Here is a 17351-nt window from a genome sequence, read left to right on the forward strand (position 1 = left end):
ACTCACGTTAATGCAGGTAAAAGCGCACTCACTGAATTTGCGATCGCAAAGCGTTAATTAGAAAGATAAATCAGGATGGCGATCGCACAAACTACCAATTTATAACAAGAATTGTCTTGGATAGCGAGCTAAACCGCGTCTATCTTGAAACCTGTAGTTCTTCGGTGATGAAAAGGATTTGCCCTCATCCCCCAACCCCTTCTCCCAGATTTGGGATTCGGGGAGCCAATACAGTTCAGTTAAGCTTTTTTTCTCCCCCTGCTTCCTCTGCCTCCCCTGCTCCCCCTGCCTGCCTTAACAGATAAATTTGCTTAACTGAACCGTATTGTTCGGGGAGCCAGAATTTCAAAGTCCCTCTCCCATATCTGGGAGAGGGATTTAGGGTGAGGGCAAAAACTACGGTTCTCAACTTAGATGAGGTTTAAGTACAGCATTTCCTTAATTAGTAGCGAATTAAATTTGGCAATACCCTGCAATGGCAATGAATGCGTCGGCTTGCATTGTTAATGCGTCGGCGGCCTTGTTAATGCGTCGGCGGCCTTGTTAATGCGTCGGCTTGCATTGTTAATGCGTCGGCGGCCTTGTTAATGCGTCGGCGGCCTTGTTAATGCGTCGGCGGCCTTGTTAATGCGTCGGCGGCCTTGTTAATGTGTCGGCGGCCTTGTTAATGCGTCGGCGGCCTTGTTAATGCGGTTCTCGTTTACGTGAGGTACACCCGTAGGGGCAAGGCGCAATGCCCATTGGTGTCAACTTAAACTCAAACGCTTATCCCACAGGCGTTTTACCCCACACGCTATCCGGCTCCACGCAGGTGAACCCCAAGACCGCACTGGCTCCCCTTAATCCCCTCCCCGTTCACGGGGAGGGGAGATTTTGTCGCTAGACAAAAGCGGGGTGGGGTTGCGAGGGCATAATTAGTAATTGAGTAGGCTTGATATAACGTCATTGCAAGGGTTTCACGTTAAGTTGACACCAATGGGCATTGCGCCTTGCCCCTACACCTCGTGATGTAATGTTGTACCGCATCTGAATGGGAACCGCTATAATGCATCTCAATGCAATGCCAATGCGTTCCCCTGCATTGGAAACGCTACGCTTTTACGCAAAACTATACTAAGAGCGATCGCCTTTCAATACGGTTTGGATAAGCTTTTCTTCTTCCCCTGCTTTCCTTTAAAGTGAAACAGTATTATCCCTACTTTCTCAAACGAAAGCGCACTGGCATTCTATCAGGCGGATAAATCAAAAGGTTCTGCTGTAATTGTTCCAGAGATGATCGACCGTTGACCAACTCCCAGTCAAAGTAGTAAAGCAGTAGTGCCAGCATCATCGTTGCTTCCAGCATTGACAAATGCTCTCCCAAGCAACGATGAGAACCTGAGCCAAAGTCTATCATTGGCAGTTGACTACTTTCCTTATTCTTCTCTAACCAACGCTCTGGCAGAAATTCATCGGGATGAGAATAGACTTCAGGATCTCGTCCAGCAGCAAGCATTGACCAGAATATTTTCGTGCCACGAGGAATAAGCGTACCCTCGATAACAGTGTCACGTTGAGCTTCCAATGAAGTCGAGCCTGAAGCGACTGAATAAAGGCGCAAAGTTTCCTTGATAATAGCGCGGATGTAATTCAATTCCTTAAGGCTTTCTGCATTAATACTGCCTTGATTTTCCCAAGCTTGGTCAACAACAACCTGTGCCTGCTGAAAAACCCTTTGATTTAAGGTCAATTCTGCTATTGCAAAAGATAAAGTATGAGCCGTGGTATCAGTACCAGCTATTAAAAGTTCAATAACTTCTGCTATCAGTGCTTCCCGATTGTATTTTGGTTCTTTGGCAGCTATTTTCACCAACATTGATTCCTGGAACAAAGGACTTACCTGTGGTAAATCGGTCTGATTTTGTTCTCTCATCTGTAAAGCTAAGTCTACACGGGGAGTAATAAACTCCTCTAAATATCGCCTTGCTGCCCAATAATCTCGTGAGTTCTTAGTTGGCAGATATTTCATCCATATCTTCTCGCCAGTCGCTACTCGTAGGAACCGATAGCCTACAATAGACATCGCCTCGTACACCTTGAGAACATCAAGGGGTTGTCCTTCATGACTAGCAATGTTTCTATCCACAGGAATGCCTAATACAAGAGAGGAAATCACCCTCATTGTTAGTTCTACAAACAGAGGATCTACCTGAACTTCTGGTGAGGCCGCTGACTGAATTTTCTCAATTACTTGTTCGCAAGCTTGGCTAATAATTTCCACATATTTGGAGAGACCGCTAGAACTGAATTCAGGGTTCCAAGCCTTGCGTCTGTACTGCCACTCACTTCCGTTTTGACCTAAAAGAATGGGCCCACTAATGTCGTTCCAAGCTTTGCTCGCTCGCTGTGACCTAATTAGGCTACCGTCTCTCATCCCATTAACAATGGTGTCTTCAATAACTTTTGGCTTACTCAAAACGAGAACTGGATAGCCAGTCCAATAAACATACATTGGCCCTAGCTGCTGGCTCCAATCAAACAATAATTGGAAGAATTTCTTCTCTTTCACTGCTGCTAATACTTGAGGAATATTTCCTAATAGCCAGTGTTTCGTAGGAGAGGGAAAGGACTGTAGAGATTTGTAAGTGTTCTTTTGTTTCCACCACCGCAAACCTAATATTCCCACTGTGCTAGTAATGCCTAAGACTGTAACTAAATATGGAAATGAGTCAGAAAAAGCAATTTGAGCAGCAATCTCTTGGAACATGAATCCGCCTTTGTCCAACAAAACTTAGGTTATTCAGATACTACCGTATTGTTTCCAGATTTAGTTTATAAAGAAAATCTAAAGGTAGTAAATAGCGATCGCCTGAAAACAGGATAATGCAGCTGTTCCCATTCAACCTATAACTATGGCATCTACACCTAAAATCCTTGCCTTTGCAGGCAGCACCCGCATTGAGTCTTACAACAAAAAATTGGTAAAAATCGCGGCGGCTGGCGCTCAGGCAGCAGGCGCAGAAGTGACTTATATAGACCTCCGCGATTTGCCCCTACCTCTGTTTGATGAAGATTTGGAAGCTCAAGAAGGACTACCAGCCAACGCCCGCACTTTTAAGGATTTGCTGATTTCTCATCAAGGATTGCTGATTGCTTCGCCGGAATATAACAGTTCACTCACAGCAGTTTTGAAGAACGCCATTGATTGGGCATCCCGTCCAGCCCCAAATGAAGCACCATTAGCTGCTTTTGCAGGTAAGGTTGCTACTATTATGAGCGCTTCCCCAGGCGGACTTGGTGGTTTGCGGGGATTAGTTCACCTGCGCTCTATTTTGGGAAACATCAAAGTTTTGGTACTTCCCGACCAAATAGCCCTACCCAAAGCTTACGAAGCCTTCAATCCTGATGGCACTTTAGTAGATCCTAAACAGCAAGAATCTATTGAAAAGCTAGGCGATGGCTTAACAAAGATATTGCTGAAGCTCAATTAAATTATTCTTTGTAATATAACTGATTTCATAGATTTCTATTGAGTCTGATGATAACAGTTAAGCAGCAATTTACGAGTCAACTTTTGGCGCGTGGTAATGACTAAGAAGGTACAATTTTGTCATTCTCAGATGAATGAAATGGAGCGAAGAACATACGGCTTTAGGCACATAACGAGATACTTCACTCCAATTCGCTGGGTTCAGAGGATGTTTTAAAAGTTCCTTAAGGTATAATTTTGCTGTTCTCTACTGGGTTCAGTGCAACAAAAATTAAGGTTTTAGCCATGTACTGAGATGCCTCAGTGTGCTAAATATGAGAGCAAAAGACCCTTTTAAAACATCCTTTTAATAAGAAGATCGCTTTGAGTTAAGTTTAAAATTAAACTAAATCACACAACGACCTCGAAACTTGCAGCAGTTAGAGCAGGGGTACCAGTCAATTGTGCAAATCTACCTCCTTCAGAAAAACCAGCAGTCAAACCATTGGGGTTATAGAACAGACTACCATTAGCGCTATTGTAAACAATTTCCGCACCACTAAGTTCTGCTGAAGCATCGGTCGTCACCGTGGCAAAGTCTGCGAGATTTAATGCAGTTGAGAAAACCAAGTTACTTAGAGCGGTAAAGGTAGTTTTCGATAGTTGGATCTTGTCTGCACCAGGAGTGAAGTCCTGAATAGTATCAGATCCAAGTTCACTAATAACAAACCTTGATCCTGTTGTAAATGCAAACGTATCTAAATCTCCGCCTCCTGTTAGGACGTCGTTGCCACTATCACCCTGTAGGTAATCGTTGCCGCCGTTCCCGGTTAGAATATCATTTCCACTGCTGCCAAAGAGAATATCGTTACCGTTGCCCCCTACGAGGTTGTCGTCATCACTGCCCCCATCTACTTTGTCCGCACCAGATCCACCAAAAAGGACGTCAGAACCGGCTCCTCCATCAATGAAATGGTTGCCAGTAATACCAGCGAGCGAAACATTGTCATCACCGTCCCCGACAAAAACAACCTTAGGGCCAATTCTTGAAGAAAAAGACGCAGCATTAATAAAATCGGCTTCAGCTGTCCCCAGATTATCACTAACTACATTTCGGGCTCGAACAACTGCCTCTTTTATGGCATCAGCAACATTCTCACTTCTAGAACCAAGAGGCAGTACACCTCCTCGTCCGAGCTGGGTGACTAGTGCCTTATAAGAGGCTACATCTTCAGTTGTAGCTAGAAAAATTGGAATAATGTTATTTGTTTCTAGCGCAGTTTTTACTTGTGAAATCGTTGCATAATCTTCAACAGGATTAATTACACTATCTCCGTTATTAGGGATAGTAGTACTTGGACTAACTGCTGCACGATCGCCCGCAACATGATAAGGAGCATCGGTGCTTAATATAACAACGCGAAATGAACCTACTCTGTAACTGAGACTACCACCGCTATCTAAAGCTGCGTACAAGAGTGCGTCTAATTGTGATTCTTTCTCATCATTGCCACCAGAGGCACTAAAGCCATTGATTATCGTCTTAACTGCCGTTACATTATTTGTCAAAGCGAGTTCTGGTCGATAAACGTAGTCACCGGGACTACCCAAAGGCGAAATTGGCTTATCCTTGAAAGAGGCAAGACCAAGTTTAAGGTCAGCACCAAAGATAGTTTCCAAAATCGGGTTGCTTAACCGATTTACTACTGCTGGAAGTAGGACTTGTTGATTAGGTAAGTCGTCCCCAAATGATCCTGTCAAGTCTTGTACAAAAACGATGTCAGATACCGGAGCCATAATTTATCCCCTGGTTATTTCTATTAATTGGTTGTATTACAAAGTGGATAAACTTCATACTACAAATTTATTATTACCACTATCAATAAATTATCGATAGTAGTTAAAGGTTAAGGAAATATAATCTCTTGAAACAAATATTTGCTGTGTTCTTAATCAGTCTTGCTTTCAGCCTTTAAAAGCTATTTCTCACTCACATTTATTTTTAGATAAAGAGAAATATATCTTTACAAGCGAAGTCCACCTCCGTGGACTAATACAAAATATAGTCCCCCACTTTTAAAACACACTCTTAGACAAAATTGATTTGGGTAGCATTCCATGCACACCTTTTTGGGGACTGTTGACAACTTGCGTAATATGAAAATTCACAGCTAAACTACACAATACATAAGCGTCTTCTGGCGACAAATTTATGAAGCGTTCCAGAAAATTAATCATGTTTTTTAAAGCCAGTTCTAAAGCTTCATCTAAGGTTTGGGCAAAGCCCATTGTGATGATATGAGTTGGAGTTTCGGCAATTGGTGTTGTCAGTTGTAAATCCTTGCGAAGTTTGAGGGTAATTCTACCGTTCATGGAAGTTTCAATGGCGGTGACATTTACCTCTCCATCTCCCTGTGCAGAATGCCCATCACCAATAGAAAATAATGCACCTGATACGAAAATCGGCAAAAATAAACGAGAACCAGCTTGCAGTTCCCGGTTGTCGATATTACCGCCATAAGAACCTGGTGGGACAGAAGTTCGAGAGGTTTCTGGGGTAGCGACACCAAGAATCCCAAAAAACGGTTTGAGGGGAATTTTTATGCCAGTACCCGCCGGAAATTCCGCGATATTGTTTGCTAAATCTAGAGGAATGAATCTCAAAGCAGGTTGAGGAAACTGATGTGGTAAAGCTCCCCAACCTGTACGAATGGCATTGAAACCGATGGGTAAACGAGGTGCGATCGCATCTAATTGTACTTCTAAAACATCCCCTGGTTCGGCATCTCGCACATAAATCGGCCCTGTGAGTAAATGTGGCCCCCCAGCAATTTTGCGTTCTGGTAGAAGATTTTGGCAGATATCGAGAAATTCTGGTGTGACAAATTCAGGTGGTGCTTTGTCATAAACGTAGTAACCAGTATAAGTTTCCACATCAACCGTATCACCTGAATTAATAATGAGCGCTGGTTCTAGCAGATGGGAGAAACCACCCAGATGCACCGTTTCTTTGGTAGCTTTTAAAATGTAATGAGTCATATCATATCTGCCTAATCACTTATCAAAAAAAGTTTCCGCCCTAGAGCGTCCCCCTTGCTCCCTGTTCCCTACTCCCTTGCCTCTTTTTCAACTTCTGTCAAGTTTCAGATGAAAGGATGCCTACTAATACTCGTAGCAAATCTTCTAAACCTTCAGGAACACGATAAAGCTTAATATCTTCTGTAATTAGCTTCTGTTGTCTATTGAGTGTACCAAATTTCCAGTCATCTCCATTAGTAACTGCGCCAAATAAAATTGATGATTGTTCATCTAAAGTCTGATCCAGAGCTATTAATTCTACTGCTAGCTGTGTAAACCCTCTTCTGATATCTGATTGTTTTGCTTCACTCACCAATAGAGAGTTAGATTTATGTAAGTAATAATCCAAAGTCCCCTTGAGCTTTTCATCCACATTAATTGGATACTCGCTATATAGTTGAGCTTTTGTTTGATCGCAGATTTCAGCAAGAATAGGAGCAATCATAAATTCTCTGATTGATATCTCAGCCGTTGGGTTAAAAAGCTTTATATTGCGCTGTAAATAATTTTGTAAAAATTCTAAATAGCTAATATCAGCAAAGTATCTTGGTAATTGTAGCTCTGTGCGATCGTAGCTGTACTCAAACTCAGCTACTACATCTATTGTTGGGTTAGGTAACAAAAAATATTGACTAAAAGTGTAACTTTGCTCAGGTTTTAAAATTCTATATTTGCTCATGATTTTATCGGGAATAACCTAAATGAAATATATTACGAATTACGAACTTGTACTGAGCGTAGCCGAAGTATTACGAATTACGAATTACGAATTGGTATTATTATCTCAATAATTTGCTAAACTCCAACTTTAGGGATAGCAAATAAGAACAATTTGAGCAGGGAATTTGGAGGGGTTGCAGAGTGGCTGATGATGAACGCATAGTCAATGCACAACAGATAAATCCAAAAGACTTCTCGTGGAGATTATGGCCTGTTGTGCCACTCTACCCTTATGGCAGGCGGCAGACAATCCGTAAAGAAGTGGTCAAGGACACAATTTGGAATTTTGACCAGATTCAGGGCATTTTCTACGTTGTTGTGCCGATTCGCATGACTGTGGTTAAGCTCGAAGCCGGGGGTCTTCTCATCTATGCGCCTGTTGCACCAACCCCAGAGTGTATCCGGCTTGTGAATGAGTTGGTGGCGGAACACGGTAATGTTAAGTACATTATCCTGCCAACTATCTCCGGTATAGAACACAAAGTCTTCGTCGGCCCCTTCGCCAGATACTTTCCGACTGCACAGGTGTTTGTGGCTCCCCATCAGTGGAGTTTCCCGCTAAATCTCCCCCTTAGCTGGCTTGGTTTACCACCGAAACGAACTCAAGTACTTCCAGAAGATAGTAGCAAAACACCCTTTGCTGACGAGTTTGATTATGCAATGCTGGGGCCCATCGAGCTTGGCCCTGGTCGGTTTGCAGAAGTTGCTTTTTTCCACAAGCGATCGCATACTCTTTTAGTAACAGATTCTGTACTTTCTATCCCAGAAGATCCACCTGCGATCGCACTATTAGATCCATATCCCTTACTATTCCATGCCAAGGATCATGCTACTGATATTGTTGCAGACATTCAAGTAAATCGCCGTAAGGGTTGGCAGCGTATCTCGTTGTTTGCTTTGTACTTTCAACCAAACGCACTAAATATCCGCCAATGGAGTCAGGTATTGCAAGATGCCTTGAAAGCACCAGAACGCTCAAAGAAAGCTTATTTTGGATTGTATCCCTTTAAATGGCATCCAGATTGGCAGCGATCGTTTAATGCTCTGCGAGGTGATGGGCGTTTGTTTGTCGCACCAATTTTACAGACGCTGATTCTCAACCGCGCACCGAAAGAAACCATCGACTGGGCTGATAAAGTTGCAAGTTGGGACTTCGAGTGGATTATTCCCTGCCACTTTGATTCACCGATTAAAGCCGGGCCGCATCAGTTTCGCCAAGCTTTCTCTTTTTTGGAAAAGCAGCCTGCTGTCAGTGCGGGTTTGTTCAGCAGTAGTAGCTATCCCTTGCCAGAGGAGGATTTTAAACTACTTAAGGAAATCGATACAGGTTTAAATAAGTTTGGGATTGTGCCAGCAGCAAAGGAGAAAGTGTAGGAGAGACAATATAGTGGTTCTCCTTTGGATGCAACACGCGCTTTGGGCGCACTGCTACTGCTGTGCGCCTCTACAAGTTGTTCACAAATGATTAAGTAGGGCTATATCCACCGTAGAATAGTAGACAAACTAGCCCTGGTAAACAGTAGAAGCCTATGCCACAGGCAATCCTTAACCAAATCCTCAATCAGCTTGATATCTTAGAGCCAGAGGAGCTACAGCAGCTGAATCAGGCTATCCAGAGATATCTTGTTGAACAAAAACAAGTTACTCAACGGACAACATTTCACGAAGCACTGTTAACTTCTGGGTTAGTAAAACAACTCAAGCAACCAGTTTACAATCAGCAAACTGAACAGCGACTTATTCAGGTAGAGGGTAAGCCTATTTCTGAAACAATCATTGAGGAACGCTGCTAGATGGCAGCTTATTATTTAGATAGCAGTGCGCTGGTCAAACGCTACGTCAGTGAGATAGGTTCAGCATGGGTTTTGAGTTTATTTGACCCGTTACGGAAAAATGATGTACTGATTGCTGCTATTACTAGTGTTGAAATTGTCGCTGCAATTACACGGCGATCGCGTGGTGGAAGTATCATTGCTACTGATGCGATCGCAGTATGTAATCAGTTCAAAAGTGATCTACGGTCTGAATACCAAGTTGTCGAAATCACAAAGAGTATCATCAACTCTGCAATGGTATTAGCTCAAGTATATGGGTTACGAGGCTACGATGCAGTTCAGCTAGGGGCTGGCTGTGCAGTAAACGCCCTCTGCATAGCTAACAGTTTACCTCTGGTGACATTTGTATCTGCTGATTCCGAATTGAATGCAGCCGCAGCAAGTGAAGGTCTACTTGTTGAAAACCCAAACAACTACCCCTAACGTTTAATTCCTTTAAAATAATTCGTAATGACGCTCTCTACGAGGTACTGCGCGTAGCTTGCTTCTGGGCAGGAGTACGAAATACTCGCTAACGTAATTGGTAAGTTATATCATGTCCGCTTGATTACTTATGAAACCCGAAGAACCCCACCCCGCCAAAGCTATGCTTTGTCTCCCCTCCCCGCAAGCTCTTAGGGGTTGGGGGTGGGGTGTAATGACTGTGGTTAGCGTAACTATTTATGCGGACATGATATTAAAGACTGTTTCAGTCGGGGATTTAGACCCAGACTGAAACAAAGCCACGTATAGACCTAGCTGTTGTTTAGTTCCATTAATGAAATATTTTCGTGGGAATAAAGCCATTTTTCAAAATTGCTTTTACAGCGTAACCATTCTTTATCTGTCATTGCGAACCAATCGGTATCTCTGTTTCTTCCACGAACAAACATGTGTTGTCGAAAACGTCCTTCATAAATGAATCCCATCCTTGTAGCGGTAGTTCGACTCGCATGATTGAGGGAATCACATTTCCACTCAACTCGACGATAAGAATGATGCTCAAAAAGATGCTGAAGTAGCAAAAACTGTGATTCTGTATTGACTTTACTTTTGTGGACTGCGGGAGTAAACCATACATGACCAATTTCAGCACGACCATTATTTGGTGCGATCGCAAGTAATGCTACAATTCCCACTTGAATATTTGTTGAGTTTTCAAAGACTGTCCAAGTAAGAGGGTCAGATTTACTTACTAGGTTCGTTTCTATCCAGTCTTTCATCGTCGAAGGGTGATCAAATGGGCCGTAAAATAGATAATTCCAGACGGCTTCCTTTTCAGGAGTGCCGTGTGAAGCTGCATACAAGGTATCCACATCCCTTTCGGGAATTAAGGGCTTGAGTGTTACAAATTCACCGTTAAGTTGAAGAAATTCCGGTGGTTGCCAAGTTCGGTTTTGCATGATTTTATTGTTTTCCACACACAGATAATCTCATATCGAAACCACCTGCGATTCGGTCATATAGCAGTCCTAAATCATTTGTGAAAATTATATATCTCTTTCTTCTTTCTTCCCTTTGCGCCCAAAGCCAATACTTTGCGGTTCGTTTTCAAATTTTATATTTTTCACGAATCAAATAGGACTGCTATATAAATCTGCGAGTTATCAACCCATAGCAGCCTATAGGCGTTATGTGGGAAATCCAGTGAGTGTTTGCTGAAACGGATTCTTGAGTTTTAACGTTTGATTCCCTTAAACCGTTCTTGCGCCGCCTGAAACGCTTCTTGCATTACCAACTGAATTCTTTGGGGATCGGGTTTCTTACCTCCCATTAAATCACCAAAGTAAACGCAGGCTGCTTCCCCTAATGCCCAGGTGTAAGCGGCTGCCCAAGAGGCTGCGATCGCACTACCAAAACCTGGTATAAATTTAATTAACTCCCGTGCTATTGCCTGTGCTAAAAAACCACCTGCGATCGCACTCACAACGCCTCCCGCCTGAGATGGAGTAACTGTCTGCCCATATAATTTACCCAACAGTCCTACCATTGATACTTGCAAAGCAGTGAGTACTGGCATTGTCGCAAATGGCAAAGGTACAGCCGCCAGGGTGGCAGACATAATCGAAAATGGCAAAATATAACGGCGTGCAGCATCTCGGTAAAGATTACCAAGTTGCTTCCCAGCTTCTTCTTGATCTAATAGTTGATAAATCGCCTGGGCTTCTGCTTCTGGAAGTACTTCTGCTAAGGAATCTCGCAGTGCTTCTAAGCCATAAAATACCGGATTATAGCCATCTTCTTCTAGGGTAAAGTCAATGAGTACAGAGCGATCGCTTATTCCTGCAAAGGCTTGCTGCATTGCGGCAAATGCGCGGTTGACTTCTTGATAATCTGGTGGATAGGCAGGATGATCGACGGTATCGACAGGATAAACCTCATGCAAGCAAGTAACTACCAGCAAACAGGGAATATTTGGATACTGCTGGCGCAACTGTTGAGCAATTTGTCGTAGCGTGTCAGTTGCAAAATCATTGATTTTGACCGTGAGAAGCAGGATTCTAGCGGAACGAGTCTCCTTTTTTAAATCGCCAACTAACTCCTGAATAATTAATTGAGTATCTTGTTTAACATCACCAAGTCCCACCGTATCAGTAAAAATCAGTAACGGCAGGTCATTGGAAGGATAGGCATAGCGCTCTGTATGTTGCGTGTGAGGACGAAATCCCTGACCGACAATTTCGGCAGAAACTCCCGTCAATCCCCGGACAATTGAACTTTTTCCAGCTTGGGGTTTACCAATCAGCAGCGCTTCTGTAGTTGGCAGTTCGGTTCGGATTTTCTCTAAAATCTCGGCAACCTGAGTTTCGCTCACACTAAACCATTCAACAACCGTCTGTGCCAGTTGTTCTACGGGTAGGAGTTGCGTTAGATGTGTTGTTGCTTTATTCCAGACACCGCCAATGCGGTTTGTCCAGGAATTATCGACCGATTTGGTAGTTGCTTTATCGGTCGGTTCACTCAATTGCTGAGAATCACGTTGCTCAGTCATTTCCATCTAAACCTAGAAGACCCTTTTACTCATCTTATAGCGATTCTCAAAGGGATAACTAGTACCGTTAGTAGTGTATCAACTTGGGCGATCGCGTTTTGGAGGTAGCGGTGTCTCACAATCCTAAACGAACCGCCGCCGTAAAAGAAGCTAGCAAGGGAAATTATTGTATCGACTGACAATGCTATTGTTTCGACTGACAATGCCATTGTTTCGACTGACAATGCCATTGTTTCGACTGACAATGCCATTGTTACGGCTGACAATGCCATTGTTTTGACTAACAATGCAATTGTTTCGGCTTACAATGTTAATACAAAACTAAAGTTATGGACAGCTGACAGAAGCTTACCTATATCAGCTATCAGCTTGGCTCAATCAAATCAGCGATTGCCTTCGCCAATATATCTGGATCTACCGATTTAGAAATATGCATTTGAAATCTTGCTGCTAGTCTATGAGGCGCTCTTTCCAGTATCCCGGTTCGCGGCTACAGTGCATCACCGCCAAAATTAAAACGTAATCTTCCTCAATGGTGTATAAAATTCCATAGGGAAATTTGCGCGTTAGACATCGACGAATGTCTTCGTCAACAACAGCCCAGCGAGTCGGTGACTGGATAATTCGGAAAATTGCATCCTCAACCGCATTAATAAATGCTTGTGCTAATTCAACTCGACGCTCTGCGTAAAACTTGACTGCTTCACCGTATTCAATTAATGCTGCTGGATGAAAAACGTATTTCATTGCTCCAAAAATTGTTTTACCCTAGCTAGGGCTTCCTCTCCAGGAATGGGTTCAATTGCACCACTGCGAACTTCATCTCTACGCTTCTTGGCTTCATCTGTCCACAGTATTTGAAGTGTTTCGTCTACATCAAATTCAAGACTTTCAACCAGCTTTTCTGCCAACAATGCTCTCGCTGCACTGGGCAGAGCTAAGGCTTCTTTCATAACTTGCTCAACAGATGCCATAATTACTAAGAGCATAGGGACTATCCAGAGTCTAGCAGGAAAGCAGTAGATATGGCACAACATTAACGTGATGGACGGGATCATCCCAAATGTGTAATATCATGTTCGACTTAATACTTATGTCATTGCGAGCGGAGCGTGGCAATCCCAAACCTTTGCGATTGCTTCATTCCACTTCGTTGCATACCCTTCGGGAACGCCAGGGGCGAACGCAATGACATATTATAAGTGATTTGCCGAACATGATATATAAAAACATATTTTGTCATTCCGCTACCCTTCTCTACGAGAGGCTGCGCCAACGGGAACGCCAAGGGCGAACGCTTCATTCGCAATGACAATCTATCATCTTGGTAAATTTGCTTGCATTGGGATGCTCCCTGATGGACAGCCAGTCGGATGTTTACCTATATCAGCTATCAGCTTGGCTCAATCAAACCGCAACGCCAGAGATTAGCCCTTGATATACCACACCCACTCTTGAACGTGGTTTGAATAAGTCCTTAAAAAAGTTTTTCTTGCCAACGAAACACTCGGTATGTACCAAAAAACAATGACAAATGACCAATGACCAATGACTAATGACTACTTAATCAAATCAACGATCGCTTTCACCAATACATCTGGATCTACTGGTTTAGAAATATGCATTTGAAATCCTGCTGCTATTGCTTGCTGCTGATTCATTTCGCCTGCATAAGCCGTCAGAGCGATCGCTGGTACGCGTCCTCCTTGTTGAGGCGATCGCGCTCTCACTTCACGCATCAGCATATAACCGTCTGTCTTTGGCATTCCAATATCGCTAATTAAAACATCTGGTACTGACTCAGACAGCGCTTCTAATGCTTCCTGTGCTGAAGATACGGCAGTTACTTGTACACCGTAGTCTTGCAAAATAAAGCTAACTAAGTCGCGGATATCTGGTTCATCGTCTACGACCAAAATTTGAGTATCGGAAAGGAGCGAGGATTCAGGCTCACAATCTAGAGACTCATTCTCTTCACGCGTCACCTGTTCACTTCTGACTAAAAGCGGTAGCTCAACAGTGAAGGTGCTACCCCATCCTTCTCCAGGACTTTCGGCTTGAACTCTTCCCCCATGCATCTCTATAACCTTACGCACGATCGCTAATCCTAAACCTAGTCCACCAAATGCCCGCGTAATTGTGCTATCAGCTTGGCGAAAGTAATCGAACACATAAGGCAAAAACTCTGGGCTAATTCCCTTACCTGTATCGCTGACTTTAATTTGAGCTTGGTTCCCTACTTCCATGAGTCGAATTTCTACCTGTCCGCCTGCTGGTGTAAATTTTACCGCATTGGAGAGTAGATTCCACACAACTTGCCCAAGTCGATTTGGGTCGCCCATCACTTGTCCCAAAGTGGGATCAAATATCGTCTGAATTTGAATTGATTTAGCTTGTGCTGCGAGTTGTACTGTCTCTAGTGCGGCTTCAACCACCATTACCAAGTTCACTGGACAGATATTCAAGTTTAATTTTCCTTGGAGGATGCGAGACACATCCAACAAATCTTCAATTAGCTGAGTTTGTAACTTGGCGTTGCGTTCAATGGTTTCTAAGGCGTGCTTAGTGGTTTTTTCATCGAAATTACGAGTCCGCAGCAATTTTGACCACCCCAGGACAGAGTTGAGTGGGGTTCGCAGTTCATGGGAGAGAACCGCCAGAAATTCATCTTTGAGTGTGTTGGCGATTTCTGCTTCTTTGCGTGCTTTCATTTCTCGTTCGAGGAGGCGATCGCATTCTTTTTCAACTGATTTGCGAGCGGTGATATCTAGTACAAAAGCAACACCATTATTTTTGGAGTTATTCAGTAAGGCCATCCCCAAAACAATTGGGACTCGTTTCCCGTTGCGTTGGAGATACTCTTTCTCATAAATTCTGGAAACTCCAGTGGTTTGCACTTCCAAAAGGGCGCGATCGTCTAAATCTTTATACTCAATAGGAGTAAGTTCTCTCCAATTAATTCTACCCAAGGTGGCATCATCACGAGTGTAGCCCGCTAGCTGGAGAAAGGCATCATTGGCATCAACAATAAAGCCATCCACATTCCAAAAAGCGACCCCGATTAGGTTGGATTCAAACAAACGCCGAAATCTGGCTTCACTTTCGCGTAATGATTTTTCTGCCCGTTTGTGTTCGGTAATGTCACGAGAAACAGTAATTACGCCTTCAATATTTTGGTGGGAATTGCGTAATGGTGAGAGGATGTATTCATAATAATGCACCCCATCAGCAGTAACATATTTACACTCATCCTTGATTGGCTGCCCAGTTTTCATCACAGCTTGTCGTTGATTATCTACCTGTTCTACAAGGTCTGCGGGTAAATCCACTTCTTGCAAAGTTTTTCCGACAAGATCCTGGGGCTTTAAGCCTAATACGGTAGCTCCATCATGACTTACAAACTGATAGCAACCTCTGTGATTAAAGATGTAAATGTGATCAACTGAGGCGGTGAGGATGGCATTTAAAATATTTGCCTGTTCTTGCACTTGGGTTGTGAGTTCTCGAGTACTTTCTTCTGCTTGCTTGCAGACAGTAGTTTCCATACAAACGCCGATCATTCGCACCGCTTGTTTGCGATCGTCATAGATAAATTTTCCCTTGGCAGAAATCCAATGTACACTTTTATCTGAGCGAACTATGCGAAATTCATCGTTGTAGTCAGTCTTTTGTTTTAAAGCGTGGGCGATCCCTTGCATTACAGATTGCCTGTCTTCAGGATAAACGCACTTCTGAAACGTTTCGTAAGGCCCGTCAAAACTACCTGGAAGCACACCAAAAAGCAATTCATAGTTTTCAGACCAGATGACTTGATTGGTAACAATATTCCAATCCCACAAGCCCATCTGGGAAACCTCTAGGGCTAGCCTGAGCCGTTCTTCACTCTCCCTCAGCGACGCTTCTACCTGCTGTCGCTGTGCAATTTCTTGTTGGAGTTGTTCTAAAGTTACTGCCACATTTGTTGACACATTTAAGGTTGTGGATGTCCCCTGTTCAAAATGCCGCTTGATATCATATTCGACAGCTTGAATATGGGGATATTCTAATGCAAGTGCCAGTTTTTTTTCTAGCTCTATTACTTGCCCCTCAAGCGCAGCTTGCCTTTGCTGATAAAATATTTCTGATTGCTCTAACTCAGCTACACGCTGCCGCAGAGCTGCTAATTCATCAGTGACTTTAAAATTAATTTTATCAACATTTGGCATCTTGCACACCGCTTATAACTAAACAATACCGATTTGAAGAGTAGGCATCCCCTAGCTTTAACAGTATCGATTTTTAAGCTAAAAAATGTAATCTGTCAAAAGGCGCATAAGCTTTTAACCAAAAGACATCTTCTGAGATTAAGAGCTATGTCAGATGACAAGACACTTTGCATTCAATAAAGAATTATCTCTTCAAACGCATAAAACCTGCACCCATTAATAATGCCACGACCTGTCCCCAGAAGACAACACCCGATTGGTTTACGCCAACAGGAGGAATATTTAAACTGCCGATGCCATAAAATAATTGTTGCACAAACCACCAAAATAGATAGAAAAAAGCTGGAAGTTGGATTGGGATATACAAGATTATTAGCGGTAAAATTGTGTCAATTTTAGCTTTAGGAAACTTTATAATATATGCTCCTAAAACAGCTGCGATCGCGCCATTGCCCCCAATCAATGGTACTGTCAAACTCGGTTCCGCGAGAATTTGCACACAAGAAGCGATCGCGCCAGCAGCCAGATACAATCCGAGATACCGTCTATGCCCTAGAATATTTTCGACAGTCTTACCAAAAACCCATAAAAATAACAGATTTCCCAATATTTGACTAAAACTGCCATGTAGGAATATTGCTATAAGTAGTGAAAATGTCCGCCAAATTACAATTATCCAAGCAGCATTGTTATTGAATAAGAATGCATTTGTAATTGCCCCACTAATCTGGGCTGGAATTACACCCCAAATATTAACAAAATAACCTAATCCACCACTAAATTCTAGTTGAAGCTCCCATAAAAATACGGCAACATTAATACCAATCAGCCAGTAATTAATAATCGGTTTATTCCGACAACGAATATTATCACTAATAGGAATCATATTGATTAGGGGCATTGGGCATTGGGCATTGGGCATGGGGCATTGGGCATGGGGCATTGGGCATTGGGCATTGGGCAATAATCAATAGTTCTTCTTCCCCTTCTCCCTCATCTCCCTCATCTCCCTCATCCCCCTCATCTCCCTCATCCCCCCACTCCTTAACGTGTGGCAAGATTGAAATCAGATCGCATCGCACTTAACTAGGCAA

At 43.1% G+C, this 17351-nt stretch carries 18 protein-coding genes; 6 read left to right on the forward strand and 12 right to left on the reverse strand.

Features of this window, described 5'->3' with window-relative positions; genetic code table 11:
• Nucleotides 1–1195: 1195 nt before the first annotated feature.
• On the reverse strand, nt 1196–2746 hold the full coding sequence (locus LC586_RS13595) for a cytochrome P450 (RefSeq protein ID WP_229485328.1): 1551 nt from the start codon (nt 2744–2746) through the stop codon (nt 1196–1198).
• Between LC586_RS13595 and LC586_RS40610 the strand changes: the two genes are divergently transcribed.
• Both LC586_RS40610 and LC586_RS13600 read left to right on the forward strand, forming a co-directional pair.
• The gene (locus tag LC586_RS40610) at nt 2738–2863 is read left to right on the forward strand and encodes a hypothetical protein (protein WP_267921668.1); all 126 of its coding nucleotides are present in this window, start codon (nt 2738–2740) and stop codon (nt 2861–2863) included. The genes LC586_RS13595 and LC586_RS40610 overlap by 9 nt on opposite strands.
• Before the next feature lie 28 nt (nt 2864–2891).
• The gene (locus tag LC586_RS13600) at nt 2892–3470 is read left to right on the forward strand and encodes an NADPH-dependent FMN reductase (protein WP_229485329.1); all 579 of its coding nucleotides are present in this window, start codon (nt 2892–2894) and stop codon (nt 3468–3470) included.
• A 389-nt stretch (nt 3471–3859) separates the two neighbouring features.
• Here the strand turns inward: LC586_RS13600 and LC586_RS13605 are convergent, their stop codons facing one another.
• From LC586_RS13605 to LC586_RS13615, 3 genes are all read right to left on the reverse strand, one after another.
• Entirely contained in the window at nt 3860–5245 is a 1386-nt protein-coding gene (locus LC586_RS13605; RefSeq protein ID WP_229485330.1) for a hypothetical protein, read from the reverse strand.
• A gap of 279 nt (nt 5246–5524) precedes the next feature.
• Nucleotides 5525–6487, reverse strand: a complete 963-nt coding sequence (locus LC586_RS13610; protein ID WP_229485331.1) for an acetamidase/formamidase family protein — start codon at nt 6485–6487, stop codon at nt 5525–5527.
• Between the two features lie 97 nt (nt 6488–6584).
• Nucleotides 6585–7205, reverse strand: coding sequence for a hypothetical protein (locus LC586_RS13615; protein ID WP_229485332.1), 621 nt, complete (start codon nt 7203–7205; stop codon nt 6585–6587).
• A 182-nt stretch (nt 7206–7387) separates the two neighbouring features.
• Here LC586_RS13615 and LC586_RS13620 point away from each other — a divergent pair, with 182 nt between their 5' ends.
• The 3 genes from LC586_RS13620 (at nt 7388) to LC586_RS13630 (ending at nt 9504) form a co-directional block, all read left to right on the forward strand.
• A complete protein-coding gene (locus tag LC586_RS13620; protein WP_229485333.1) occupies nt 7388–8620 on the forward strand; it encodes a DUF4336 domain-containing protein in 1233 nt (410 codons plus the stop codon).
• A 155-nt stretch (nt 8621–8775) separates the two neighbouring features.
• Complete coding sequence (locus tag LC586_RS13625; RefSeq protein WP_229485334.1) at nt 8776–9039, forward strand: hypothetical protein; 264 nt, start codon at nt 8776–8778, stop codon at nt 9037–9039.
• Nucleotides 9040–9504 (forward strand): type II toxin-antitoxin system VapC family toxin, encoded by a 465-nt coding sequence (locus tag LC586_RS13630; protein WP_229485335.1) that lies wholly within the window; start codon nt 9040–9042, stop codon nt 9502–9504.
• A gap of 311 nt (nt 9505–9815) precedes the next feature.
• On the opposite strand, the gene LC586_RS13635 is transcribed toward LC586_RS13630, so the two are convergent.
• The 5 genes from LC586_RS13635 to LC586_RS13655 form a co-directional block, all read right to left on the reverse strand.
• Nucleotides 9816–10463, reverse strand: a complete 648-nt coding sequence (locus LC586_RS13635) for a GNAT family N-acetyltransferase (RefSeq protein ID WP_229485336.1) — start codon at nt 10461–10463, stop codon at nt 9816–9818.
• A gap of 275 nt (nt 10464–10738) precedes the next feature.
• Nucleotides 10739–12052: a GTPase family protein gene (locus tag LC586_RS13640; RefSeq protein WP_229485337.1), complete on the reverse strand. Its 1314-nt coding sequence runs from the start codon at nt 12050–12052 to the stop codon at nt 10739–10741.
• 29 nt (nt 12053–12081) lie between these two features.
• Nucleotides 12082–12324 carry a hypothetical protein gene (locus LC586_RS13645; RefSeq protein WP_229485338.1) on the reverse strand — a complete coding sequence of 81 codons (243 nt, stop codon included), beginning with the start codon at nt 12322–12324 and terminating at the stop codon, nt 12082–12084.
• Nucleotides 12325–12502: 178 nt separating this feature from the next.
• Entirely contained in the window at nt 12503–12799 is a 297-nt protein-coding gene (locus tag LC586_RS13650) for a type II toxin-antitoxin system RelE/ParE family toxin (protein WP_229485339.1), read from the reverse strand.
• Nucleotides 12796–13026: an addiction module protein gene (locus LC586_RS13655; RefSeq protein ID WP_229485370.1), complete on the reverse strand. Its 231-nt coding sequence runs from the start codon at nt 13024–13026 to the stop codon at nt 12796–12798. Before LC586_RS13655 ends, LC586_RS13650 begins: the two co-directional genes overlap by 4 nt.
• Nucleotides 13027–13288: 262 nt before the next feature.
• Here LC586_RS13655 and LC586_RS13660 point away from each other — a divergent pair, with 262 nt between their 5' ends.
• Nucleotides 13289–13483, forward strand: coding sequence for a hypothetical protein (locus LC586_RS13660; protein ID WP_229485340.1), 195 nt, complete (start codon nt 13289–13291; stop codon nt 13481–13483).
• Nucleotides 13484–13611: 128 nt separating this feature from the next.
• Here LC586_RS13660 and LC586_RS13665 read toward each other — a convergent pair whose 3' ends face one another.
• From LC586_RS13665 to LC586_RS13675, 3 genes are all read right to left on the reverse strand, one after another.
• Complete coding sequence (locus tag LC586_RS13665; RefSeq protein ID WP_229485341.1) at nt 13612–16257, reverse strand: hybrid sensor histidine kinase/response regulator; 2646 nt, start codon at nt 16255–16257, stop codon at nt 13612–13614.
• A gap of 184 nt (nt 16258–16441) precedes the next feature.
• Nucleotides 16442–17143, reverse strand: coding sequence for a rhomboid family intramembrane serine protease (locus LC586_RS13670; protein ID WP_229485371.1), 702 nt, complete (start codon nt 17141–17143; stop codon nt 16442–16444).
• A complete protein-coding gene (locus LC586_RS13675; RefSeq protein ID WP_229485342.1) occupies nt 17130–17315 on the reverse strand; it encodes a histidine kinase in 186 nt (61 codons plus the stop codon). Before LC586_RS13675 ends, LC586_RS13670 begins: the two co-directional genes overlap by 14 nt.
• Nucleotides 17316–17351 lie beyond the last annotated feature (36 nt).

This window comes from Nostoc favosum CHAB5714, assembly GCF_020829495.1.
GTDB classification, from domain to species: domain Bacteria; phylum Cyanobacteriota; class Cyanobacteriia; order Cyanobacteriales; family Nostocaceae; genus Nostoc; species Nostoc favosum.

Coding starts and splice junctions, on each gene's coding strand:
- LC586_RS13595 (WP_229485328.1), bottom strand. CDS start 2,746: ATGTTCCAAGAGATTGCTGCTCAAATTGCTTTTTCTGACTCATTTCCA.
- LC586_RS13600 (WP_229485329.1), top strand. CDS start 2,892: ATGGCATCTACACCTAAAATCCTTGCCTTTGCAGGCAGCACCCGCATT.
- LC586_RS13605 (WP_229485330.1), bottom strand. CDS start 5,245: ATGGCTCCGGTATCTGACATCGTTTTTGTACAAGACTTGACAGGATCA.
- LC586_RS13610 (WP_229485331.1), bottom strand. CDS start 6,487: ATGACTCATTACATTTTAAAAGCTACCAAAGAAACGGTGCATCTGGGT.
- LC586_RS13615 (WP_229485332.1), bottom strand. CDS start 7,205: ATGAGCAAATATAGAATTTTAAAACCTGAGCAAAGTTACACTTTTAGT.
- LC586_RS13625 (WP_229485334.1), top strand. CDS start 8,776: ATGCCACAGGCAATCCTTAACCAAATCCTCAATCAGCTTGATATCTTA.
- LC586_RS13630 (WP_229485335.1), top strand. CDS start 9,040: ATGGCAGCTTATTATTTAGATAGCAGTGCGCTGGTCAAACGCTACGTC.
- LC586_RS13635 (WP_229485336.1), bottom strand. CDS start 10,463: ATGCAAAACCGAACTTGGCAACCACCGGAATTTCTTCAACTTAACGGT.
- LC586_RS13640 (WP_229485337.1), bottom strand. CDS start 12,052: ATGACTGAGCAACGTGATTCTCAGCAATTGAGTGAACCGACCGATAAA.
- LC586_RS13645 (WP_229485338.1), bottom strand. CDS start 12,324: ATGGCATTGTCAGCCGTAACAATGGCATTGTCAGTCGAAACAATGGCA.
- LC586_RS13650 (WP_229485339.1), bottom strand. CDS start 12,799: ATGAAATACGTTTTTCATCCAGCAGCATTAATTGAATACGGTGAAGCA.
- LC586_RS13655 (WP_229485370.1), bottom strand. CDS start 13,026: ATGGCATCTGTTGAGCAAGTTATGAAAGAAGCCTTAGCTCTGCCCAGT.
- LC586_RS13665 (WP_229485341.1), bottom strand. CDS start 16,257: ATGCCAAATGTTGATAAAATTAATTTTAAAGTCACTGATGAATTAGCA.
- LC586_RS13670 (WP_229485371.1), bottom strand. CDS start 17,143: ATGATTCCTATTAGTGATAATATTCGTTGTCGGAATAAACCGATTATT.